Genomic DNA, 18682 nt, shown 5'->3' with positions numbered 1-18682 from the left:
GGCTCTTCTTCGGCCAGCCTTGCGGGGCGGCCTTCTCCGGTTGCTCGATGGTCGGTTATCGCTGGCCACCATAGCCGAAATGCTCCGCAATCGGGTTGCGAAGATGCGCCGTTTCTGCCAAGGTTTGGCATTGGATAGCGAGAATTAAGCCAATATTGGAATCAGACGCCATGAAGCTGGATGAGATCGACAAGCGGATCCTGCGCGCCCTGCAGCGCGACGGACGCATGGCCAACAACGATCTTGCGAGAGAGGTCGGCCTGTCGCCGTCACCCTGTCTCAGGCGCGTAAAATTGCTGGAGGAGGCTGGCGTCATCGACCGCTATGTCGCGGTGCTCAACCCGGCCAAGATCGGTCGCGGTCATACCTTCTTCACTCGCATCTGGCTGAAGCAGCAGGACGAGGACACGATCGAGCATTTCGCCAGGGAGGTGGCCAAGCTGCCCGAGGTGCTGGAATGCTATCTGATGCTGGGCGATTGCGACGCTATGGTGCGGGTTGTGGCGGCGGGCATCGAGGACTATCGCCGCTTCCAGTCGGAGCACTTAAGTCGCATCAAGGGGGTGCAGAACGTCAAGACCGACGTTCCCAGCCAGACGGTCAAGCAGACTTCGGAGATGCCGCTTTAGATCTTCCCTTTTTTCCTTGAGGGAGAAGGTGACCGCGAACCGTCGGGATGCTGCTGGAAGGACCGCCGCGGCAATGAGGCGCCAGTTTCCCAGCGCCTCGTTTCGTCTCTATCGTCTCGGCGCTGCGCGCCTGTCCGCCGTCTCCGGCAAGGGAGAAGGCGAACCCACGCCTAATGTTGGGCGTGGTGCTCCGCGTTGCGTTTGCGCGTCGCCGCCGCCTTCTTGGCGGAAGCAGAACGCTCGGCCGCCGAGCGCGAGCTTGATGCTTGGCCGCCGGCCTTGCCGCCCTTGTGCGCCGCCGGATGGCCGGTGTGCTTACCGCGGCCCGAGCCGCCCGCCTTCTTGCCGCCGCCATCGTCCTTGTTGACGGTCGCCCAGGCCCGGCGCTCGGCTTCCTTCTCGGAGACGCCGCGCTTTTCGTAGCCCTCGGCGATATGGTCGGCCTTGCGCTCCTGCTTGTCGGTGTATTTCGATTTGTCTCCGCGTGGCATTTTTCTTCTCCTGTTGGGCTGAGAGGAGCCGCCCTACGGCTCCTTCTTCGTTTTGACCGCGTCGCCGAGATCGGACCGCTCGGGGTCCTGGTTGTTCTCGCCGGCCGCGTCGCGATCCTTGTCGGGATCGTCCTTGGCTGGCAGATAACCTCTCGGCCGATTGGCTTTCGGACCTTCCCAACGTGGCCATTGATCGGATGTGCCTGGACGTCCCGTACGGGGTGAGTTGCTCATCGTTGCCTCGCTTTCAGAGAGCCGGTCAGCCCTCGGCCTTCATGGTTCGTGCGATTTCAAGCAGCTTGTCGCGGTCATGCCCGTGCTCGCGGATCAGCTCGCGCGCCTGCTTCGGTGAAAGGTCGGTGTTCTCGGCCAGGAACCGCACGTCCGGATCGTCGCCGCCCTTGGTCGGCAGCCTTGCGTCTTGTGCCGTTCGGCCAGCGCCCGGGCGATGTGGAAGTTTGCTTTTATCCATCGTTTTCTCCTTCCGATAACCAACCCTTGGCGAAAGGACTGGTTCCTTCGCCGAGCTGGCGACCGCGATGAGGCAGGGCGCCTGAAACGGGCGGCTGCGGGGCTGGGGCTACGCCTTCTCGTTTTCGTGCCCGCGCTCGGCAGCTTCCTTCTTGCGGCGCAGCACTTCGTCGGTGCCGACGATGTCCTTCGCGCCACCGCTGATGGCGGTGGAGACGACCGCGGGCGGATCACTCGCCGGGAAACTGTCTTCGAGACCGGACTGCAATTGTTCTTCCAGCGTGTCCGGGTTCTCCGAGCGTCCTTGCGTGCGGCGGCCGTCGATCTGTTCCACATCCTGTTTGGCGTCGGGATGCTCGCGCACATTGCGCAGCGTGGACACGACGAGTTCGATCGCGAACTCCTTCATTGCCTCGACGTCTCCCGTGACGACGTCCGCTTCTTCGATGACGCGGATGAGGGACGCCTCGACCTTGTCCATCTCGCTCTTGCCTTGGCAGCGCGCCAGCTTCTGGCTCAGGGCGGTGATGAGCAGCGGAGCGAAGGTCGAATAGGCCTGCATACGTGTCTCATCGACACGTTCGGGGTGAAGTGTGCGCACGGACATTGTTGCCTCCGTTCAAACGTCCTGCCGACGGCCGAGCCGCCGGGGTTTCGGAGGAACCAAGGGGAGGGGAAGAAGTTCCAAATTGGATGTTCTGGGCGGCGTCCCGCGAAGGGATCGCGGGACGGTGCGTCGCCGGTCCGCGCGGGCGCCAGGGCCCGGGGCCACGGTCGGTCTCTTTCCTACGACTGAAGTCGGAGTGGCTCGCGCATTGGGCCCTCGACGGCAACCAAAGCGGAGGCTTCGAGTTGGTAGCGGTCGTCGACGAAGTCCCCTTCGTCGGCGCCGTTTTGGGTGCCCGCCGTTTCCGCGCAAATGGCGGGCATCCAATACCATCCACAATCATTGGAACCAGGAAGTCGCGCGGCCGGCTTCGAAAGCGAGACGACGTTTTGACCTTTATTTCTGCCAAGCCCAATCTGCGAGAGCCCGAAAGCCTGCCCGCGAACGACAATCGCCTCTCCGTCCTCGCCGACACCTCGATTCTCCAATTCCTCAACGACGACGATGTCACCGACATCGCCAGGCGCGCCGAGCGCCTTGGCAATGCCGTGGTGATTGTGATGGCGCTTTGCCTGATCGTTGCGCCGGCGATCTACCTCACCCTGGCCTACGGCCTGTAGCCGGCAAAAAACTCGCCGAGCCTTGCGGCTGTCTCGGCCGGGGCTTCTTCGGGAAAGAAATGCCCGCCGGGCATCGTCCCGCCGCTGACCCCGCCGCTGACGTCGTCGGCCCACTCCCGCCACAGTGCCAGCGGACCGCCCTCTCGCGCGTACCATTCGGCGAGCGCGCCATGTCCGCTCCATAGCGCAAGCATCGGGCAGCCGATGCGCCGGCCGGCTTTGCGGTCCGCCTGGTCGTGCTCACGGTCTAGCGTCGCTGCCGCACGGTATTCCTCGCAGATGGCGTGCGCGTGGGCTGGATCGCGCAAGGCCTCGGCATAAGCCTGCCGGACCTCGGCGGGAAAGGCGGCAGGCGAGGAACCCCAGCCAGCCAACGCGCTGTCGACGATCGCATCCGCGGCCGCCGTCATGATCGTCTCCGGCAGCGGCTCGGCTTGCGCCAAGAGCGACCAGGGCCAATAGCCCAGCGCCAGCCGGGCGTCGGCCCTGTCCCAGACATCGGCGGTGGGTACGATGTCGAGCACGGCAAGCTTCTCGACGCGGTCCGGGTGGTCCAGCGCCAGGCGATACGCAACGCGTCCACCGCGATCGTGGCCGGCAACCATGAAGCGGCCAAAGCCGAGCTTAGTCATCAGCGCCGCGAGGTCGGCAGCCATGGCGCGCTTGGCGTAGGGCGCATGATCCGGATCGGATGGCGGACAGGAGCTTTTGCCGTAGCCGCGCAAGTCGGCGCAGACGACGCTAAAGCGGTCGATCAGCTTCGGCGCCACGTCGCGCCACATCAGATGCGTTTCGGGGAAGCCGTGCAGCAGGAGCAGCGCCGGGCCGCTGCCGGCAGTCCGGATGAATGTCCGTGCCGCGCCCGTATCGACTTCCGCGCTTTCGAAACCGCCGAACATGCTTTGTACTCCACAGGCGGAACGGCCGCGGGCGGGATGGTTGCTCGGGCCGCGGCTTCTCTCGGCTGGCGCCTTCCGTGGTCAGCTCCAGGCGGATTTGACTGTAAGGGACGCCTCGAATATCTGGCCTCTCTTGTCGGTGCGCATTTTGATGGTGATCTTGAGGTTATCACTGTTCGGCATCTCGTCGCGCGCGACATCCTGCAAGATCCTGAGCGCCTCCTTTCGCGCGTTTTCTGCTGAGGAGAAGAGCTGCCCCTCGCTGTCCATTTGCGTGTGCACGGTGTTGTACAAATCGAAGTAGAAGCGTTCCATCCGCGAAAGCATCCGCCGCAACCTGGACGTTCAATCCCTGCGCGCGATCATGGTTCCAACGGACCGTCTTGGCCGGGGACTGCTTTGCCGGCGGCCGGCGGTGTGGTGGTCCGCTGCAACCCGGCCCGGCTCTGCAACGTTAGGCCCTTGCAAATCACAACGGGCGGCCGCGCATGCTGGAACCCCTTTATCTGAACCTGGGTCAGCACGATGCTCTCTCCGAAAGCGAGAAGGCGTTGCTGGCCAGCGCCACATCGGTGGAGAAGTATTTCGTCGCTGGCGAGGATCTCGTCGCCGAAGGATCAAGGCCGACTTTCAGCACCCTCATCGTCGACGGGATTGCCGCGCGCTACAAGGTGCTGGAGGACGGCGGCCGGCAGTTCACTGCGCTCCATGTTGCCGGCGATTTCGTCGATCTGCACGCTTTTCTCCTGAAGACCATGGACCATGGCATCGTCGCGCTGTCGCCCTGCCATATCATCGCTGCGGAGCACAGCAAGTTGCGGGAAATCACCGAAAAGGCCCCGCATTTGACGAGGCTGCTCTGGTTGGACACGCTGGTGGACGGCGCCATCCACCGGGAATGGATCGTGGCCATGGGACGCCGCTCCAAGACCGCGCATCTGGCGCATCTGATATGCGAACTCTTCGTCAGGCTGCAGGCCGTGAAGAAGACGCGGGTCATGAGCTTCAATCTGCCGCTTTCGCAGGCCGAACTCGCCGATGTGCTCGGTCTCTCCGTCGTCCATATGAATCGGGTCATCGGCACGTTGCGCCGCATGAACGTCATCAACTGGACCAACCACCTGATCGACATCCTCGACTGGAACCGCCTGGTCGCCATTGCGGAATTCGACCCGACCTATCTCAGCATGAGGAACGAGCCAAGGTGAGAACGCGTCAGCGCGGCGGCCCTTGGTCGTCGCCAGACCACAGCGAGTCGAGCATCGAGAGTGCCGCGCTCGGGTCGGCCGTCCTCAGCAGGCCCTGCCGGGCGGCGGCCTGCTTGAAAGCGTCGAAGGCGACCGCCGGACGGCAGATGCCCGCCATGGCGTCGTCCACCAGCCGCGCCGCCGCCAAATAGTCGGGCGCTTCCTTGTTCTTCCAGGCTCCGTCCAAGGCCTTCCTTGCGTCGGCGATCGACGAAACCACCATTGAGCCGCCAGTGACGAAGCGGATGGTGAGCGGCAGGAATCTACTCATCCCCGGTCACCATCCAAGCCACTGTTGAGCCCGCCAGGCGAGGCCCGCGAAGGGCGCCGCGGTCACCGCCGCTGCCGCCAGAATGAAAAGATGATTGTTGGTCCGAAAGGGTCTCATCGTTGCCACCACATGTTTTTGGATCGTCATAACGAGGATGCCGCCGACCGGTTGCACAGGCAGGCGCTGAATAAGCGGCAAGCTAATTGCTCGCCGGCCGGCTGGGCGGCTGCGGGCGGTACGGCGGGCGCGGACGCGGCCTGAGCGGCACGCCGGCGCGCAAAGACTGGATCGGCCACGGACGCCGGGCACCCTGGCGCAGAAATGACCTGGACAGTGTGCCGATCAGATCTCGAATTTCCATGGGACTCTCCTCGTAGAGTCCCCCCAAGCTGCGAGCGACTAGCACTCCGGCAGCATTCGCGCATTTAACTTTGATGTACGTGCGCCACGCCCTGCCGAGACCGCAGCCTCTACCGAAAGCCAACCTTTTCGGCCGGCATGCGTTGTCTCTCCGATAGCGTTGTCTCTCGAGAAGAGGATGACGAATGCCCCGGTGCCCCACCGCCACCCGGTGGCGAACACGGCGAGCGGGGCCAGAGTCGACGTCGGCCTGCGAAGGCGAACGGCTCTCCCCGATCGTCGGCGGTTGCCGAATCCATAAGGAGGATCCAATGAAGAAAGCACTTCTTGGCTTCGCCATTGTCATGATGTCGGGCCAAATGTCGGGAACGACTGCCGCGGCCCAGACCCAGCTGGAGAATCCGCAGATCGAGGATTGCCAGGTCAAACCGGACGCCAGCGCGACCCCTAATCAGACCGGCGAGCAGCCGAAAGCGCAGGCCCCGAAAGCGCAGGCCAATGATCAGTCCAACAACCTGACCGCCAGCCTGGCGCCTTGCGACGGTGTGCTGAAGCCTCCGCCCACGGGCGACAAGAACGCTACCGCTCCGCCGGCCGACACCAGCCAGATGCCGGTGATCAAGCCGGGCGAGGTCCCGCCGCAGCCGTCGAAGTAGAACGCATGATCGGTCTGGCGGGAAACTTTTCCCGCACGGGCGAGTTACTGACTGTGCAGTTCCCGGATACCCGAACTGCTTCCCACAATTGCCGCCCCGGTTCTCCCATCCGGGGCGGTTTTTTGCCGGCGGCGGGCCCGGCACGGCCTGCCTCGGTCCCTTATCTTCTCGGCTCCGAAGCACGGAACCATCGGGCCCGCGCCGAATTGTCCTCAGCGGGCCGCGTCAGCCGGACCTGGTGGTAAAGAGAACAGGGTTTGGTTTCTCCGGCTTCACACCCTGGCCAACGAAAAGGCAGACGAGCTCTTGTCCCACCCGGCCCGCCCAACTCGGGCGTGGGCGCATGGCAAACAGCACAGATTTCAGCAAGAGCCCTGAGCCGCGCAAAGGCATGCCGAGCCCGCGTCTCGGCGAAAGCGAATTCAAGGCACGCTATCTGAGACAATTCTACGATCCGGCCTTTCAGTCGGAGGCGGATGCCATTGGCAGGCTGGCCGAGATCGCCTGGCAGGCCTACAGCGAAGAACGCAAGGCACCGATCACCAGAAAGGCGGGACAGGGCTTCCACGATCCGGACTATGATCTCTCCGTCGACTGGTTCGCCGCGCACGAAGCGGTCGAAGCGGCACAGCGCCGCTACGAGGACAAGACCGCGCCGTCCCGCATCCTGCTCATAAACGGCTCCTCGCGCAGCGAGCACACCTGCCCGGGCGAAATGTCGAAGACCTTCCGCCTTGTCGAGTTGGCGCGCAGCGCCATTGCAGCAAGACCGGGCTTCGCGATCGAGGTTCTCGACCTCGCGCGGCTCGCCTCCGAATACGGCCGCCGGATCTTTCCCTGCAAGGCGTGCTTCTCGACCGCGGCTGCGCTCTGCCACTGGCCATGCTCCTGCTACCCCAATCATTCGCTCGGGCAGGTCAATGACTGGATGAACGACATCTACCCGCTCTGGGTCGAGGCGCATGGCGTCATGATCGTCACGCCGGTCAACTGGTATCATTCCTCCTCGCCGGTAAAGCTGATGATGGACCGGCTTGTCTGCGCCGACGGCGGCAATCCCGATCCTTCGCTGACGCAGGGCAAGGATGCCGCGCTTGCCAAGAAGGTCGAGCTTGCCGGCCGGGACTATCCGCGCCATCTCGCCGGCCGGCTGTTCTCCGTCATCGTGCATGGCGACACCGAAGGTGCCGGAAGGGTGCGTCACAGCCTCGCCGACTGGCTGCGCTCGATGAAGCTCGATCCGGTGGGCGAGGCTGCCGAGCTCGACCGCTACATTGGCTACTGGAAGCCCTATGCGACGAGCCATGACGAGCTCGACGCCGACCATGCCGTGCAGACGGAAGTCCGCAATGCCGCGCTGGCGCTCGCCGAAGCCGTCGAGAAGCGTCGCGCGGGTTCGTTCCAGACCATCGGAGCCGGGCTCGAGGATCCGCGCCCCAAATAGCCGCCGAGGAGGAACAGCCGACGGGAAGGAAGATGCAGCGCTGGTTCCAGGAAGCCTGGGTTGTGCTGAAAGAGAGCATCACCGGCTATGTCAACGACAATGCGCTGAGCCATGGCGCGGCGATAGCCTTCTACGCCACGACCTCGCTGGCGCCGATCCTTCTGATCGTGGTAGCAATCGCGGGCATCGTCATCGGCAACGACGCCGCGCAGCTCGCGCTTTCGGCTGAGTTCGCGGGGGTGATGGGCCCGCAGAGCGCCGAACTGCTCACGGCGGTGATCGAGACCGCCGCGCATCGCGGGTCCAGCACGCTGGCCACCTTCATCGGGCTGATCACGCTGCTTGTCACCGCCTCCGGCGTCTTCGGAGAGATGCAGCAGTCGTTGAACGAGATATGGAAGGTCAAGCCCAGCGGCGTTTCGCTTTCGCGCCTGGTGCGGGCGAGGGCGGCAAGCCTCGGGCTGGTGGCAGCTCTTGGCTTCATGCTTCTGGTGTCGCTCGCCGCAAGCACGGCGATCTCGGCGCTGAGCGAGGTCATCAACCAGCACCTGCCGTTCGGCGAGCTGATCGTGAGCGCGATCAACACCATCGTCTCATTCGTGCTGATCGCGCTGCTCTTCGCGGCGATCTACAAGGTCCTGCCGGACCGCAGGCTCAAATGGCGCGACGTCGGCGTCGGTTCCATCGTCACCGCACTGCTCTTCACCATCGGCAAGTCGCTGATCGGCTGGTACATCGGCACCAGCGCCATCGGCACTTCGTATGGCGCTGCCGGCGCGCTGATGGTCGTGCTGGTCTGGGTTTACTACTCGGCACAGATTTTCCTCTTCGGTGCCGAGATCACCCGCGCCTATTCGGTGCGGAGCGGCAGCCGGCAGGATCTTGCGCCGGTGGTGGCGGCCAGCGACGAAACGGCAAGGTCAGGCAGGTCACCGCAACCGGGCGTGCCGGACGGCGAGGTCGTCAGATGGATCGTCCTCAGCAGCCTAATCACGGTGCTGATCTCGGAGTTCCGGCGCTGGCGGCAGGGGTGAGGATGCTGGCCGCCGGTTCGAGGGTCGGCCGTTCTCTACCTGTCGCTCCTGCTGACGCTTTTCGACTTCGTAGGAAAGCCAGCGGCAGAACATCCCGATGATCGAAGTGGCGGCGCCGCCAAGCAGGCAGGCAATCAGCAACGGATTTTGCGAAACGTGCTCCCAACTGACGATCGCCAGCAGCATCACGCTTACCGTTGAGATCGAATAGCCTATGCCCTTGAGCAGATGCAACGACGATATGGTCATCCCGACCCGCCTTTCAGGTGCAACAATCAGCAGCAACCGAAGTTCCATGCACCCAGTGTCAGGCGCTTGGCAGCGGTTTCGCCGCTGTGTGCGAGCCATTGAAACCTTGTCCAGCCGAATGCGTTGCCTCACGTGTCAATCGCGGGAGGAAGTCGTCACGATGCCAAAGACAGGGCCAGGTTGGGAGCAGGCCTATCAACCGCTCGAATTCGCCGAAAAGCACGGCCTGACCCTGAGGCAGGCTGAGATCGTCATCCAGACCAATGGACCGTCCAAATACAAATGCGATCTGGCGGCTCCGATCTTTCTCAAGGCGCTGAAGCAGCTCGCAAAGAATCGCGGGACGCCTGGCCGGCAGGCAGCATCAGTGTCGGCTTTTGAGGAACCGGGCTTCGCGCAGCAGCGAAGGCCAGTCGGTTCCGATTAGCTTGATCAACTCGCGGGCATCGTTTTCCGAAATGTCCGCGTCCTTTGCCAACCGGTGGGCGAGCATTTGGACATCGGCCTCCGTTTGCTGCACCTGCTTTCCATCATTTCCAACCATGGCGCGCCTCCTCTCAGACAAGAACTTTCGAGGTGGCCGTATGTTTCATTTTGGCGGCAAGAGGCAGGCCGCTGGCGAACCTAAAGTTCGCGCCGGCTTGCGCTACTTGCGTTTGGCCTTGAGCTTTTCACTCAATTCGACCGGATCGCGGCAGCCGTTCTCAAACAAAATCAGCGCGTGCCTTGCCGCATGAAGCCGCTCCTCACTGTCCGACGGTAATGTGCGGCAGTAGTCGTCGAGAGCGGCTGCAAGGATGACCAAATCCTCGGGGTTGAGGAAACCCGGAAAAACCATTGCTCTCCCTCCCGTTGACAGGTGAAAGTGAAAGCGTGGTCCGCGCTTACAAACGCTGGCCTGGGTTTGGGAGTTGCGGATAAGCGCTGGCGGCGGGGTCACATGTTGTGTCACCCTGCCATCAAGCGGAACTTTCTCGCGTCACGGACGGAGCGGTTTGGAACCCCGGGCTTTGCCGCCGAGCACAGCACTTGTGATCCTGGCCGAAGTCCGCTGCGGGTTTGAGAACGATCGTATCCGATCGCCCGAGGCGATGGCGCCTAGCGCTTCCGCTTTCCGGCGCCGGAAGGCTTAGGCCCCACGGTCACGAGCGCCTCGCGCATTATCCGCAGGGCTTCATCGGGGGTAAGGCCGCATTTGCGGGCAAAATAAATCGCTTCGGAAGCCTCCGATCGCGAGGCTGCGGCGATAACGGACAAGGCCGGTCTCGATTTCTTCTTGGCCATCGGTTCACCGTGCCGCGAATCGCTTAGTCAACTAATATAACGTCCCTGTTCTGAAATCAAAATTTCTGGCTTTCGACGCCGCAGCCCCGATCGGGGCTGCGGGCTCATTTCATCCGGCGGCGGATCTTACCAGCCCTGGCGACTCGCCCAGTCGTCGATGTCGCGGCGGATGCGATCCTTCTCGATGCCGTAGCGCTCTTGGATCTTGCCTTCGAGCTGCTCGCGGTTGCCGGCGATGCGGTCGAGGTCATCATCGGTGAGCTTGCCCCACTGTTCCTTCACCTTGCCCTTGACCTGCTTCCAGTTACCTTCGACGCGGTTCCAATCCATGGTGCAGACCTCCTTTGTGTTTGCGTAAATGCTAACGACTGCGCGGGCCGCGGGTTCCTGTTTTTCGGCCGGACACGAGGGAACATTTGAACGCTGCTCATGTTCTGCCGCAGTATGGCGCGCCGTCCCTGCAAGGCGTGCCGGCGGACCGGGTCGGGACCCAATCCTGCCCGTCTCGTTGTCCCGTTGGGGCGGGCTTCCAATAGATCGAGGAGATCATGCTTTACCAGGCAGCGAAGATCGCCGAAGAGGCCCATCGCGGCCAGAAAGACAAGACCGGCCGTCCCTTTATCGAACATCTGAGACGCGTCGCCGATGCGGTCGAAACGCTTGACGAGAAAACCGTCGCCTACCTGCACGACGTGGTCGAGAAAGGCGAGGGGTGGACGCTCGATCGGCTCGAGGCCGAGGGCTTCGGCTTTCCGGTCGTCGCCGCCGTCGACGCGCTGACGAAAAGAATGGACGAAAGCGAGCACGACTTTGTCTGCCGTGCGGCGTCCAACGAGCTTGCGCTGCCTGTCAAGCAGGCGGACCTCAAGGACAATCTCTGGCAGGCGCACCAGGCGGGCATCGACCCCGAGAAGTACGAGAACGGACTGCGCCTGCTCGACGAGTTGACCAGCGAGTGACTGGAATTGCTCTAGCCCTTGTCGCTCACCTGCAGCAGATCCGCCGACTCGGGTGAAAGGAGCGAGCGTTCTCGCAACGCCTTTTCCAGGTCGTTGCGGCTGTCAGCCGGGCAGGCGTCGGGCAGGTCGAGCGCCGTCAGCGCCTCTTCGTCGAATTCGATGGCCCCGCCATAGAGCTGAGCCACCTGCATCACCAGAGTCTCGATATCCTCGCGGGCAATGTTCTCGCCGAGATTCATCAGCCTGATTTCTTCCGACAATTGGATGATGTTGACGATGCCGTTTTGCCGCAAAGCCCGCTGGACCTTGTGGTGAGCGTCGTTGCGCAACCGGTCGGAAAATCCTCGTAACATCGGAAAAACCTCCTTTCGCGGCGGTTCATCCCTCTGCCGGCGATAATGCGCCGACCTCGCTCGGTTGGCAACTAAAAAATGGAAAAGCTGTAAAAAAATCAACAAGTTAGCATAGAACGGCAAATGCGGTGTAGCCATATCGTTAGCACCGCCAGCGTCCCCCGCCTTTGTTGTCTCGCATGACCTTGACGTCTTTTGAGCCGAATCCTACTTTTACTGGCAGTGAGTGACATACTCATTCGTGTCATGACCTGCGGGAGGCTAGGGTGGTTGAATTGGAGCGGCCGCAAAGGCTGCAGATCATGTTGACGGAAGAGGAACTGGCGGCAGTCGAGAACTGGCGCTTCGAGAAACGCATGCCGAGCCGCTCGGCCGCCGTGCGCGAGCTTCTGCGAAGGGGCCTCGCATCCGAAGGTTTCCTGACAGCCGAGACCGGCATGAAGTCGCAGGATTTCGGCGTGCTGGATCCAGCAAAGGGGAATGGCGAAAATCCTGACCCCTCCAAGGCTTAGCCGCTTGCTATGAGATTCGGCCGCGCTAACTAATGCCCATGGTGACATCCGGGGGCAGGGAATTTGAAGATGCCAGCGCCAATGCGCGTCTGGCCGCCATTGTCGATTCTTCCTTCGATGCCATCATCGGCAAGGATCTGAACAGCACCATCACCGACTGGAACCGCGCGGCAGAACGCATGTTCGGCTACAGCGCGGAGGAAGCCATCGGCCAATCGATGCTGCTCCTTATCCCCGAGCATATGCACGACGAGGAGACCGACATTATCAGCCGCATCCGCCGGGGCGAGGGCGTGGCAAATCTCGACACGATGCGAAAGCGCAAGGACGGCTCACTCGTTGCCGTTTCGGTAACGGTGTCGCCGATCAGGAGCCTTGCGGGCGAGATCGTCGGCGCCTCCACGATCGCGCGCGACATCACCGCCGCCAGGGAAAATGAGCGCCGCATCCGGCTCCTGATGCGCGAGGTCAACCACCGTGTGAAGAACCAGTTCGCGGTGATCCTGTCGATGGTCAGGGAAACCAACAAGCGTTCTGCCAGCCCCAGCGAGTTCGAGGAGATGATCCGAGCCCGGATCATGGCGCTGTCGCGCTCGCACGATCTGCTGGTTACCTCGGAGTGGGCAGGCGCCAGTCTCTTCGACCTGATCCAGGAACATCTGAAACCGTTTGGTCATGAGGAGCGCATCTCGCTTTCCGGCCCGCTTTTGACGCTGCAGTCGAATGCCGTGCAGAATCTCGGCATGGCCTTCCACGAGCTTGGCACCAACTCGTCGAAATATGGCGCGTTGGCAGGCGAGGGCGGGCATGTCGAGATCACCTGGACGGTCGAGACCGGCCCGAAGGCGCAGCGCCACTTTCACCTTGTCTGGCAGGAGAGGTCGAATGGCCATGCCAATGGCGAGCCGGACGAGACGGCGCGCAAGGGTTTTGGCACCGTGGTGCTGCAGCGGGTGGCGCCGCAATCCCTTAGCGGCTCCTCCAGTCTCGAGCGCTCGTCCGGTGCGTTGAAATGGTCGCTGACGGCACCGCTAGAGGCCATTGTCATGCCGCAGCTCGGCGCCGAGAGCGGAAGCGACTTCTACGGATGACAGTCCGTTCCCCACCTCGAAGGGCTTTCCCGTAAAAGGGACGGCCCGGCCCGATCCAGCGGGAGCTTGTGCGGGCCGCCACGGCGCGCAATACGGCTGCCGCGGAAGGTTCCCTTGTCGTTCCGTAAAAATGTATTACATCATGTAACATAGCGTGCGCATTGCACGCGATTGCAGTTGCTTTGGTCTGGCTTCATCGATGGAGGTTGTCATGGCAAGCAAACTGATGGAAGAAAGGAAGAGCAAGGACTGGGTTATCCTGGTCCTCGCGATCTGCCTGTTCATCTCACCCTGGGTCATCGGATTCACCGCGGCAATGATGCCCGCGTGGAACGCCTGGATTGTTGGCGTCCTGCTCGGTGCGCTGGCGCTCGCGACGCTTTCGGTGTTCGCCGAATGGGAGGAATGGGTAAATCTCGTGCTCGGGCTCTGGCTGATCGTGTCGCCCTGGCTGCTGGGCTTCGCGGCGGACAGGAACGTGATGCTCACGCACGTCATCCTTGGCGTGCTCGTGGTCGCGGCATCTGCCTGGGCCGTCTGGGACGTCCGTCATCCCCACGCGCATGCGTGAGCGGTGATTAAGGGAGCCCGCCGCGCAAGCGGCGAGCTCCTTTGAAAAGACAATTCCAGGAAAAGCGTGCAGCCGGTTTTCCGACCGGAACTGCATGGAAGACCAATCGGGGCACGGGGCTGAGCAACGGTTGCGACCTCACGCAATTGCTGCAACCGGAAACCTTTTCGTGCATTCTTGGGAATGGCACCGATGCTCCATCCCGATCAGCCTGCCAAATGCTGCTCCTATTGCGGCGGCCGCGATCACGAGTTCGAGGCGTGCCCGAAGCGCAAGGCCGACGCCGAGAAGGAAAAGGCCGCGCGGGAGCCCGAGCCGGCCGGCCTGCTTCAGACTGACCTGAGCACCGCCAACCTGCCAGGGCAATCTAGCGAGCGTGGCGCTTTAGTTTCGCGGCCTTGCGCAGATCGTCGTTCATCCGCGTCTGCCAGCCGGGACCTTGGGCGCGGTAAGCGCTGACCACATCGGGGTCGAGCTTCAGCGAAACGGCCACTTTCTTGACTTCGGCGCGCGGCCGGCCCGGCTTGCGGCGCGGCAATGTTTCCGCAGGCTGCGCATCCGGATCGGCCAACGCCGCCGCCCTGATCGCCGCATCTTCCTGTTCGGACATGCGCGAAAGCGCGGCCCGGGCGATGGCGAGGGCTTCCTCTCGGGTGCGCTTCGGCGGGATTGCTTCCCGGTGCACGAGCGCGGAGCGGGAACGACTAGAGGTTTTCGACATAACTCTCGATCTTGTTCTTCGTGGCCCGTCGCAGCGAAATCACCCGGATCGTTTCGCCGCGCTCGACATAGACCATCACACAGACTGACAGGCCGATGATCCCGGTGGCGACCAGGCGTTCCTCGCCATAGACCGTGCTGTCGTCGACGACCGCGTTGGCGAAATCGAATTCCGGAGCGAGCTCGAAATCGATGCCATGCTTGGCCTTATTGATCTTAGCCTTTGCGGCATCCCATTCGAAAAGCATCGCCCCCGCCCGTCTCGACAATTAAGGTATATACCGAAATTACTCTTTGATTGCAAATATTCTTGTAGTCATTCCCTTAGCGCATGCGCCGCTGCATCGGCGAACGAGATGTCGCCCTTGATCTCACGCATCGCCATCGAGGTGACGGTGCGGCGCACGCCGGGCAGCCGGCTGAGCTCCTCGCGCAGCATCCTGTCCAGCGCCCGCATGTCCACGGTGACGATCTGCAACAGATAGTCGGCCTCGCCGGTCGTGGCATAGCAACGGCGGATCAGCGGGTGCTTCCTCACCGCCGCCTCGAAGGCGTCCGACACCTCGAAGTCGATCGACACCTGGATGAAGGCCTCGATGTCGAAGCCGATCGCGGCCGGATCGATGCGGGTGGAATAGCTGCGGATGATGCCCTGATTCTCGAGCGCCTTCACCCGTTTCCAGCACGGCGTCTTGCTCAGTCCCACCTCTTGGGCCAACTCGCCGAAGGAGATGCGCGCGTCGCGCTCGAGTGCTGACACTATCTTGCGGTCAAGGGCATCAAGCATAGCCCGTTCTCCGATGTCGCGACAATGGGCGCTAATCGTACTCCAATTTCCGCTATTTGGATAACAGAAAGGAACAATGTTCAAGCCGAAAGCGCTATCCTTGGCTGCCTGCCGAACATGCCCGCGCGAGGAGGATGAGCCATGGACAAGTTGGACTATCACGCCCGCATCGAGGCGCCCGAAATGCGCGACTACGGCGTCTATCTCAAATGCGACCAGCTGCTCGCCTGCCAGAAGCCGCTCTCGCAAATGGTCAATGCCGACGAGCTGCAGTTCCAGATCGTGCACCAAGTCGAGGAATTGTGGATGAAGCTCATCGCCTACACGCTGGTCGACGTGCTCGACTATCTGGAGAGGCAGGACACGCACCGCATCGTCACGCTGATGGGCCGCGTGCACCGGCTGGTGCGCATGATGACGGCGCAGCTCGATCTGCTGGAGACGATGTCGCCCAAGGAGTACCAGCAGATCCGCCTCGAGCTCGGTAATGGCAGCGGCCAGGAATCGCCAGGCTTCAAGCTTATCCTGCGCCTGCCGCCGGACCTCTGGCGGGCCTTCAAGCATTCCTATCTCGACGGCCGCGGGCTTTCCGTCGAGGACGTCTACGACGCTCACTACGACCATGGCGATGCTTATGTCGTGGCCGAGGCGTTGATCGAGTTCGACGAGCTGTTCCAGAAATTCCGCGCCAACCACCTCTATCTCATCCACCGCTCGATCGGTCTTGGCGCCAAGTCGCTGAAGGGTCGCCCGGTGGAGATCCTGGAAGGCGGCGCCCGCCACCGCTTCTTCCCCGAGCTCTGGGACATACGCTGCGACATGACCGACCGCTGGGGTGCGGCCTACGGCACCGTGCGCGACTCGATCAGCCACCCGCCGCACGCGAAGGCGGGCTGAGCTTTCTCGCCCCGCGCGAACAGGGGAGAGGTGGCGCGGCGTAGCCGCGAGGGAGAGCGCCCTCGTTGAGCGCCGAGCTTGGCTGTGGGCTCGCCGTCTGGCGGTTCGTCCCGGCGTCGCCGGCGCCTCACCGGCTGCTGCGCGGCGACTCTCCTCGGCCTGCAGTGGGGGTGAGGAAACAAGTGAAGCAAAAATTCCAGCCCCCTGTCGGAATCATTGCCCTTCCTCCGTCCTTGGGGCATCAACAGCTTCGAACCGGAGGGACAACGTGGAAACGCAATCGGCCTGGCAGACCGCCGCCATTCTCATCGCTCGCCTGATCTTCGCCGCCGTCTTCGCGATGGCCGTGACCTTCAAGTTCATGGATATGGGCGCCACCGCTGGCTACATCGCCGCCGCCGGGTTTCCGTTCCCGCTGTTTCTCGCCTGGTGCGCGGCGATCCTGGAGGTGCTTTTGGTGATCGCCTTCCTCACCGGCGCCTTCTTCACGCCGGCGGCGCTGGTCGCGGCAGTTTATGTGATCTTCCTCGGCTTTTCATTCCACGGCCCGTCGCACTGGACCGGCAACCAGGCCGAGTTCGGCTTCTTCGTCGATCATTTCACTTTCCTCGCCGGCCTTTTCTTCGCCGCCGTGCATGGGCCGGGCAAGTTGCTCGGCGTCCGACAGGGTTGGCCGGGCCGGGCGTGAGGCGCCGCCACTTCACATCTGATCGTTATAGGGTTCCTTCATCTGCCCGACCATGCGCGCCAGCTTGGAGAAGGAAGGCATGTCCGCTTCCGGCTGGCATTGGTTGGCGAGCTCGAGCAGGCGGATCGGGAAGTTGATCGCATCGCGGTTCGACGCCGAAATCGCCTCGGACCGGTCCTCGCCTGTCTCGACGGCCTCGGCCTTGCGCAGCGCGATGTCGATCTCCTCGACCGTCAGCACCCCCTTGCGCACCAGAGTATGGTTGATTGCCGCGACGGCCATCAGCAGGCCCTCGAGTTGCAGATTGGCGACGTTCATGGCGCTTCCTCCCATTGACCTCGCTTGAAAACGCATGAGCGGCGTTTCCGATCCGGGACCGCCTTAGGCCTCCATCAGGCGCACGCCGTATTCGGCCCAGAGCTGCTTGATCTCGCGGGCGCCCAGCGGCCGGGTCGAGCGATCTCCATAGGAGATGGCCACGGCGCTCAGATCATATTGGCCGTCTGCCTCGGCGATGAAGCGGATGGCTTCGCCAAGCGGGCGCGAATGGAAGACCGGATCCGCCTGGCCTCGGCCAAGACTGCGAACGCCTGAAATACCTGCTGGCGCATGCCGCATCCGAAAGACCGATGCCATGGCGGATTTGTCCATGCCCGCTCTCCGCGATTCCCCTTGGGGAATGATTCCATAAGGTCCGGCTAATGACCAGCCCAACCGGGCACACCAACGACAACCGGGCACACCAACCCGCCGCTATGGAAAGGCCGGGCTCTGGGCCCGGCCTCCTTCAGCGGCCTGCGCTGCGGCGGCCGTGGGGGCGCGATTGCTCTATCGGGTCCAGGGGCGGGCCCAGTCGTGGTCTGTGTCCGAGTTGCGCGCCATCGCCATGCCGATCAGCAAGCCGACCAGGCCGCCAAGAACCATGGCGGTGGAAACGGTGCCGGGATTCTGCTGCACGGTTTCGGAAACGCTCTGGGCCTGGCTTCGCAACTGCCTTGCCGCGCGTGAGGCGCGATCGCTCGCGCCGCCGTAGAATTCAGAAGCTCGGTCGGCCGCCCCGCTGTAGAGGCCGGAGGCCCGGTCGGCCGCGCTCTGGTACCACCCTTGCGTCGCACTGGCGGCTTCCTCGGCCTGATCGGCAAGCGCGCGGTTGAGCCGGCTCACCTCGCGCTTCAATTCGGCGATCTGCTTCCTCATCGCCGCTTCCGAAGCGGCTGAAGATCTGGCGCTGGTGCGCGAAGCGCTGCCGCTGCGGGCAGCGCTGCTGCGGCCCGGATTGCTTCGCTCTGTGCCGCCGCCCTGGGACGTCGAGCTGCCGTTGCGCGCGGCTGCTGCGTTCGTGTCCTTACCCTGGTTGGTTTCGTCGTCTGCCATGGGTCTCTCCTTGCTGAACTCTGCAACGGCTCACGCCCGACCTTGCAACGGCTCACGTCCGCCATGGTTCCCTTCCAAGCAAAGGGCCGTGGAGCGGAACTCCACGGCCCTCGCGCGACGAAACTGCCGCGTCTCGTTACTACTTGCCGCAATGATTATCGTTGACCGACGGTGTAGCCGTGCCAGGCGACGTGTGAGTTGCATCCGGCTGGGCGCCCTGCGGCGTCGCGGGGCAATTCCGATCGGCGTTCGAATTCATGCTGTCCGTGGTGATGCTGCCCGTCGTGCCTGTATCGGGCGCCATCTGATCAGGCGGCGGATTGGCAGGCGTGGTGGGGTCCACCGTGATGCTCTGGCCGCTGCCCGCCGTGTCGGCGGTACCGCCCGTTGCATTCTGAGCCATCGCAGCCGTAGCCAGACCGATGGTCAGAGCCGATGCCGCAAGAATCTTGATGAGCATGATCTTCT

General features: G+C 63.0%; 32 protein-coding genes. 12 read left to right on the top strand and 20 right to left on the bottom strand.

Features of this window, described 5'->3' with window-relative positions; genetic code table 11:
* Positions 1-170: 170 nt before the first annotated feature.
* Complete coding sequence (locus P9217_RS00755; RefSeq protein WP_095778267.1) at positions 171-629, top strand: Lrp/AsnC family transcriptional regulator; 459 nt, start codon at positions 171-173, stop codon at positions 627-629.
* 170 nt (positions 630-799) lie between these two features.
* Here the strand turns inward: P9217_RS00755 and P9217_RS00750 are convergent, their stop codons facing one another.
* From P9217_RS00750 to P9217_RS00735, 4 genes are all read right to left on the bottom strand, one after another.
* On the bottom strand, positions 800-1120 hold the full coding sequence (locus P9217_RS00750) for a plasmid stabilization protein (protein WP_278086855.1): 321 nt from the start codon (positions 1118-1120) through the stop codon (positions 800-802).
* Positions 1121-1153: 33 nt separating this feature from the next.
* Entirely contained in the window at positions 1154-1354 is a 201-nt protein-coding gene (locus P9217_RS00745; RefSeq protein ID WP_067322603.1) for a hypothetical protein, read from the bottom strand.
* 25 nt (positions 1355-1379) lie between these two features.
* Positions 1380-1592, bottom strand: coding sequence for a hypothetical protein (locus tag P9217_RS00740; protein WP_066998409.1), 213 nt, complete (start codon positions 1590-1592; stop codon positions 1380-1382).
* A gap of 108 nt (positions 1593-1700) precedes the next feature.
* Positions 1701-2198 carry a hypothetical protein gene (locus tag P9217_RS00735; protein ID WP_095778269.1) on the bottom strand — a complete coding sequence of 166 codons (498 nt, stop codon included), beginning with the start codon at positions 2196-2198 and terminating at the stop codon, positions 1701-1703.
* Between the two features lie 86 nt (positions 2199-2284).
* Here P9217_RS00735 and P9217_RS00730 point away from each other — a divergent pair, with 86 nt between their 5' ends.
* Complete coding sequence (locus P9217_RS00730) at positions 2285-2818, top strand: hypothetical protein (protein ID WP_278088261.1); 534 nt, start codon at positions 2285-2287, stop codon at positions 2816-2818.
* Here P9217_RS00730 and P9217_RS00725 read toward each other — a convergent pair.
* Together P9217_RS00725 and P9217_RS00720 are read right to left on the bottom strand one after the other, a co-directional pair.
* Entirely contained in the window at positions 2806-3717 is a 912-nt protein-coding gene (locus P9217_RS00725; protein ID WP_278056863.1) for an alpha/beta hydrolase, read from the bottom strand. The two genes, P9217_RS00730 and P9217_RS00725, sit on opposite strands and share 13 nt — an antisense overlap.
* A gap of 81 nt (positions 3718-3798) precedes the next feature.
* Positions 3799-4032 (bottom strand): hypothetical protein, encoded by a 234-nt coding sequence (locus P9217_RS00720; protein WP_278056865.1) that lies wholly within the window; start codon positions 4030-4032, stop codon positions 3799-3801.
* A 173-nt stretch (positions 4033-4205) separates the two neighbouring features.
* Between P9217_RS00720 and P9217_RS00715 the strand changes: the two genes are divergently transcribed.
* Positions 4206-4925: a Crp/Fnr family transcriptional regulator gene (locus P9217_RS00715; RefSeq protein ID WP_066998395.1), complete on the top strand. Its 720-nt coding sequence runs from the start codon at positions 4206-4208 to the stop codon at positions 4923-4925.
* Between the two features lie 7 nt (positions 4926-4932).
* On the opposite strand, the gene P9217_RS00710 is transcribed toward P9217_RS00715, so the two are convergent.
* Positions 4933-5235, bottom strand: a complete 303-nt coding sequence (locus P9217_RS00710; protein WP_095824503.1) for a DUF982 domain-containing protein — start codon at positions 5233-5235, stop codon at positions 4933-4935.
* Between the two features lie 671 nt (positions 5236-5906).
* Between P9217_RS00710 and P9217_RS00705 the strand changes: the two genes are divergently transcribed.
* From P9217_RS00705 to P9217_RS00695, 3 genes are all read left to right on the top strand, one after another.
* The gene (locus P9217_RS00705) at positions 5907-6251 is read left to right on the top strand and encodes a hypothetical protein (protein WP_278086857.1); all 345 of its coding nucleotides are present in this window, start codon (positions 5907-5909) and stop codon (positions 6249-6251) included.
* A 343-nt stretch (positions 6252-6594) separates the two neighbouring features.
* Entirely contained in the window at positions 6595-7695 is a 1101-nt protein-coding gene (locus tag P9217_RS00700; RefSeq protein ID WP_278086858.1) for a flavodoxin family protein, read from the top strand.
* 32 nt (positions 7696-7727) lie between these two features.
* Complete coding sequence (locus tag P9217_RS00695; protein WP_278086859.1) at positions 7728-8729, top strand: YihY/virulence factor BrkB family protein; 1002 nt, start codon at positions 7728-7730, stop codon at positions 8727-8729.
* Here P9217_RS00695 and P9217_RS00690 read toward each other — a convergent pair.
* The 5 genes from P9217_RS00690 to P9217_RS00670 all read right to left on the bottom strand — a co-directional run bounded on the left by P9217_RS00690 (position 8682) and on the right by P9217_RS00670 (position 10592).
* Positions 8682-9014, bottom strand: a complete 333-nt coding sequence (locus P9217_RS00690) for a hypothetical protein (RefSeq protein ID WP_278086860.1) — start codon at positions 9012-9014, stop codon at positions 8682-8684. The two genes, P9217_RS00695 and P9217_RS00690, sit on opposite strands and share 48 nt — an antisense overlap.
* Before the next feature lie 328 nt (positions 9015-9342).
* Positions 9343-9522 (bottom strand): hypothetical protein, encoded by a 180-nt coding sequence (locus tag P9217_RS00685; RefSeq protein ID WP_082953924.1) that lies wholly within the window; start codon positions 9520-9522, stop codon positions 9343-9345.
* A 102-nt stretch (positions 9523-9624) separates the two neighbouring features.
* Complete coding sequence (locus tag P9217_RS00680) at positions 9625-9816, bottom strand: hypothetical protein (protein ID WP_278086861.1); 192 nt, start codon at positions 9814-9816, stop codon at positions 9625-9627.
* Positions 9817-10076: 260 nt separating this feature from the next.
* Positions 10077-10262 carry a hypothetical protein gene (locus tag P9217_RS00675; RefSeq protein ID WP_067325223.1) on the bottom strand — a complete coding sequence of 62 codons (186 nt, stop codon included), beginning with the start codon at positions 10260-10262 and terminating at the stop codon, positions 10077-10079.
* A gap of 126 nt (positions 10263-10388) precedes the next feature.
* Positions 10389-10592: a CsbD family protein gene (locus tag P9217_RS00670; RefSeq protein WP_066999415.1), complete on the bottom strand. Its 204-nt coding sequence runs from the start codon at positions 10590-10592 to the stop codon at positions 10389-10391.
* A gap of 218 nt (positions 10593-10810) precedes the next feature.
* Between P9217_RS00670 and P9217_RS00665 the strand changes: the two genes are divergently transcribed.
* Positions 10811-11221 (top strand): HD domain-containing protein, encoded by a 411-nt coding sequence (locus tag P9217_RS00665; RefSeq protein WP_067325217.1) that lies wholly within the window; start codon positions 10811-10813, stop codon positions 11219-11221.
* An 11-nt stretch (positions 11222-11232) separates the two neighbouring features.
* Here the strand turns inward: P9217_RS00665 and P9217_RS00660 are convergent, their stop codons facing one another.
* The gene (locus P9217_RS00660; RefSeq protein ID WP_127215684.1) at positions 11233-11712 is read right to left on the bottom strand and encodes a hypothetical protein; all 480 of its coding nucleotides are present in this window, start codon (positions 11710-11712) and stop codon (positions 11233-11235) included.
* Between the two features lie 128 nt (positions 11713-11840).
* Between P9217_RS00660 and P9217_RS00655 the strand changes: the two genes are divergently transcribed.
* The 3 genes from P9217_RS00655 (at position 11841) to P9217_RS00645 (ending at position 13748) form a co-directional block, all read left to right on the top strand.
* Positions 11841-12086, top strand: a complete 246-nt coding sequence (locus P9217_RS00655) for a hypothetical protein (protein WP_067325210.1) — start codon at positions 11841-11843, stop codon at positions 12084-12086.
* Between the two features lie 32 nt (positions 12087-12118).
* Complete coding sequence (locus P9217_RS00650) at positions 12119-13177, top strand: PAS domain S-box protein (protein ID WP_067325207.1); 1059 nt, start codon at positions 12119-12121, stop codon at positions 13175-13177.
* A 211-nt stretch (positions 13178-13388) separates the two neighbouring features.
* Positions 13389-13748 carry an SPW repeat protein gene (locus tag P9217_RS00645; RefSeq protein ID WP_066999436.1) on the top strand — a complete coding sequence of 120 codons (360 nt, stop codon included), beginning with the start codon at positions 13389-13391 and terminating at the stop codon, positions 13746-13748.
* 367 nt (positions 13749-14115) lie between these two features.
* On the opposite strand, the gene P9217_RS00640 is transcribed toward P9217_RS00645, so the two are convergent.
* From P9217_RS00640 to P9217_RS00630, 3 genes are all read right to left on the bottom strand, one after another.
* The gene (locus P9217_RS00640; protein ID WP_095802602.1) at positions 14116-14358 is read right to left on the bottom strand and encodes a BrnA antitoxin family protein; all 243 of its coding nucleotides are present in this window, start codon (positions 14356-14358) and stop codon (positions 14116-14118) included.
* Between the two features lie 94 nt (positions 14359-14452).
* Positions 14453-14716 carry a BrnT family toxin gene (locus P9217_RS00635; protein WP_278086862.1) on the bottom strand — a complete coding sequence of 88 codons (264 nt, stop codon included), beginning with the start codon at positions 14714-14716 and terminating at the stop codon, positions 14453-14455.
* 68 nt (positions 14717-14784) lie between these two features.
* On the bottom strand, positions 14785-15255 hold the full coding sequence (locus tag P9217_RS00630; protein ID WP_278086863.1) for an Lrp/AsnC family transcriptional regulator: 471 nt from the start codon (positions 15253-15255) through the stop codon (positions 14785-14787).
* Between the two features lie 141 nt (positions 15256-15396).
* On the opposite strand from P9217_RS00630, the gene P9217_RS00625 reads away from it, so the two are divergent.
* The gene (locus P9217_RS00625; protein ID WP_278086864.1) at positions 15397-16152 is read left to right on the top strand and encodes a tryptophan 2,3-dioxygenase family protein; all 756 of its coding nucleotides are present in this window, start codon (positions 15397-15399) and stop codon (positions 16150-16152) included.
* 268 nt (positions 16153-16420) lie between these two features.
* Positions 16421-16840: a DoxX family protein gene (locus P9217_RS00620; protein ID WP_278086865.1), complete on the top strand. Its 420-nt coding sequence runs from the start codon at positions 16421-16423 to the stop codon at positions 16838-16840.
* Between the two features lie 12 nt (positions 16841-16852).
* Here the strand turns inward: P9217_RS00620 and P9217_RS00615 are convergent, their stop codons facing one another.
* The 4 genes from P9217_RS00615 to P9217_RS00600 all read right to left on the bottom strand — a co-directional run bounded on the left by P9217_RS00615 (position 16853) and on the right by P9217_RS00600 (position 18674).
* Positions 16853-17158, bottom strand: coding sequence for a hypothetical protein (locus tag P9217_RS00615; RefSeq protein WP_066999393.1), 306 nt, complete (start codon positions 17156-17158; stop codon positions 16853-16855).
* Between the two features lie 63 nt (positions 17159-17221).
* Positions 17222-17491: a hypothetical protein gene (locus P9217_RS00610; protein WP_278086866.1), complete on the bottom strand. Its 270-nt coding sequence runs from the start codon at positions 17489-17491 to the stop codon at positions 17222-17224.
* 177 nt (positions 17492-17668) lie between these two features.
* On the bottom strand, positions 17669-18214 hold the full coding sequence (locus tag P9217_RS00605; protein WP_095829028.1) for a hypothetical protein: 546 nt from the start codon (positions 18212-18214) through the stop codon (positions 17669-17671).
* 139 nt (positions 18215-18353) lie between these two features.
* The gene (locus tag P9217_RS00600; protein ID WP_095824494.1) at positions 18354-18674 is read right to left on the bottom strand and encodes a hypothetical protein; all 321 of its coding nucleotides are present in this window, start codon (positions 18672-18674) and stop codon (positions 18354-18356) included.
* Between the last annotated feature and the right edge of the window lie 8 nt (positions 18675-18682).

This window comes from Mesorhizobium sp. WSM4989, from assembly GCF_029625795.1.
GTDB lineage: Bacteria > Pseudomonadota > Alphaproteobacteria > Rhizobiales > Rhizobiaceae > Mesorhizobium.
This window is presented reverse-complemented; position numbering and strand designations above follow the sequence as displayed.

What these genes read in the sequence shown, in the direction of transcription:
- P9217_RS00755 (WP_095778267.1), top strand. Translation starts at nt 171, where the DNA reads ATGAAGCTGGATGAGATCGACAAGCGGATCCTGCGCGCCCTGCAGCGC.
- P9217_RS00750 (WP_278086855.1), bottom strand. Translation starts at nt 1,120, where the DNA reads ATGCCACGCGGAGACAAATCGAAATACACCGACAAGCAGGAGCGCAAG.
- P9217_RS00745 (WP_067322603.1), bottom strand. Translation starts at nt 1,354, where the DNA reads ATGAGCAACTCACCCCGTACGGGACGTCCAGGCACATCCGATCAATGG.
- P9217_RS00740 (WP_066998409.1), bottom strand. Translation starts at nt 1,592, where the DNA reads ATGGATAAAAGCAAACTTCCACATCGCCCGGGCGCTGGCCGAACGGCA.
- P9217_RS00735 (WP_095778269.1), bottom strand. Translation starts at nt 2,198, where the DNA reads ATGTCCGTGCGCACACTTCACCCCGAACGTGTCGATGAGACACGTATG.
- P9217_RS00730 (WP_278088261.1), top strand. Translation starts at nt 2,285, where the DNA reads ATGTTCTGGGCGGCGTCCCGCGAAGGGATCGCGGGACGGTGCGTCGCC.
- P9217_RS00725 (WP_278056863.1), bottom strand. Translation starts at nt 3,717, where the DNA reads ATGTTCGGCGGTTTCGAAAGCGCGGAAGTCGATACGGGCGCGGCACGG.
- P9217_RS00720 (WP_278056865.1), bottom strand. Translation starts at nt 4,032, where the DNA reads ATGGAACGCTTCTACTTCGATTTGTACAACACCGTGCACACGCAAATG.
- P9217_RS00715 (WP_066998395.1), top strand. Translation starts at nt 4,206, where the DNA reads ATGCTGGAACCCCTTTATCTGAACCTGGGTCAGCACGATGCTCTCTCC.
- P9217_RS00710 (WP_095824503.1), bottom strand. Translation starts at nt 5,235, where the DNA reads ATGAGTAGATTCCTGCCGCTCACCATCCGCTTCGTCACTGGCGGCTCA.
- P9217_RS00705 (WP_278086857.1), top strand. Translation starts at nt 5,907, where the DNA reads ATGAAGAAAGCACTTCTTGGCTTCGCCATTGTCATGATGTCGGGCCAA.
- P9217_RS00700 (WP_278086858.1), top strand. Translation starts at nt 6,595, where the DNA reads ATGGCAAACAGCACAGATTTCAGCAAGAGCCCTGAGCCGCGCAAAGGC.
- P9217_RS00695 (WP_278086859.1), top strand. Translation starts at nt 7,728, where the DNA reads ATGCAGCGCTGGTTCCAGGAAGCCTGGGTTGTGCTGAAAGAGAGCATC.
- P9217_RS00685 (WP_082953924.1), bottom strand. Translation starts at nt 9,522, where the DNA reads ATGGTTGGAAATGATGGAAAGCAGGTGCAGCAAACGGAGGCCGATGTC.
- P9217_RS00680 (WP_278086861.1), bottom strand. Translation starts at nt 9,816, where the DNA reads ATGGTTTTTCCGGGTTTCCTCAACCCCGAGGATTTGGTCATCCTTGCA.
- P9217_RS00675 (WP_067325223.1), bottom strand. Translation starts at nt 10,262, where the DNA reads ATGGCCAAGAAGAAATCGAGACCGGCCTTGTCCGTTATCGCCGCAGCC.
- P9217_RS00670 (WP_066999415.1), bottom strand. Translation starts at nt 10,592, where the DNA reads ATGGATTGGAACCGCGTCGAAGGTAACTGGAAGCAGGTCAAGGGCAAG.
- P9217_RS00665 (WP_067325217.1), top strand. Translation starts at nt 10,811, where the DNA reads ATGCTTTACCAGGCAGCGAAGATCGCCGAAGAGGCCCATCGCGGCCAG.
- P9217_RS00660 (WP_127215684.1), bottom strand. Translation starts at nt 11,712, where the DNA reads ATGGCTACACCGCATTTGCCGTTCTATGCTAACTTGTTGATTTTTTTA.
- P9217_RS00650 (WP_067325207.1), top strand. Translation starts at nt 12,119, where the DNA reads ATGCCCATGGTGACATCCGGGGGCAGGGAATTTGAAGATGCCAGCGCC.
- P9217_RS00645 (WP_066999436.1), top strand. Translation starts at nt 13,389, where the DNA reads ATGGCAAGCAAACTGATGGAAGAAAGGAAGAGCAAGGACTGGGTTATC.
- P9217_RS00640 (WP_095802602.1), bottom strand. Translation starts at nt 14,358, where the DNA reads ATGTCCGAACAGGAAGATGCGGCGATCAGGGCGGCGGCGTTGGCCGAT.
- P9217_RS00635 (WP_278086862.1), bottom strand. Translation starts at nt 14,716, where the DNA reads ATGCTTTTCGAATGGGATGCCGCAAAGGCTAAGATCAATAAGGCCAAG.
- P9217_RS00630 (WP_278086863.1), bottom strand. Translation starts at nt 15,255, where the DNA reads ATGCTTGATGCCCTTGACCGCAAGATAGTGTCAGCACTCGAGCGCGAC.
- P9217_RS00625 (WP_278086864.1), top strand. Translation starts at nt 15,397, where the DNA reads ATGGACAAGTTGGACTATCACGCCCGCATCGAGGCGCCCGAAATGCGC.
- P9217_RS00615 (WP_066999393.1), bottom strand. Translation starts at nt 17,158, where the DNA reads ATGAACGTCGCCAATCTGCAACTCGAGGGCCTGCTGATGGCCGTCGCG.
- P9217_RS00610 (WP_278086866.1), bottom strand. Translation starts at nt 17,491, where the DNA reads ATGGACAAATCCGCCATGGCATCGGTCTTTCGGATGCGGCATGCGCCA.
- P9217_RS00605 (WP_095829028.1), bottom strand. Translation starts at nt 18,214, where the DNA reads ATGGCAGACGACGAAACCAACCAGGGTAAGGACACGAACGCAGCAGCC.
- P9217_RS00600 (WP_095824494.1), bottom strand. Translation starts at nt 18,674, where the DNA reads ATGCTCATCAAGATTCTTGCGGCATCGGCTCTGACCATCGGTCTGGCT.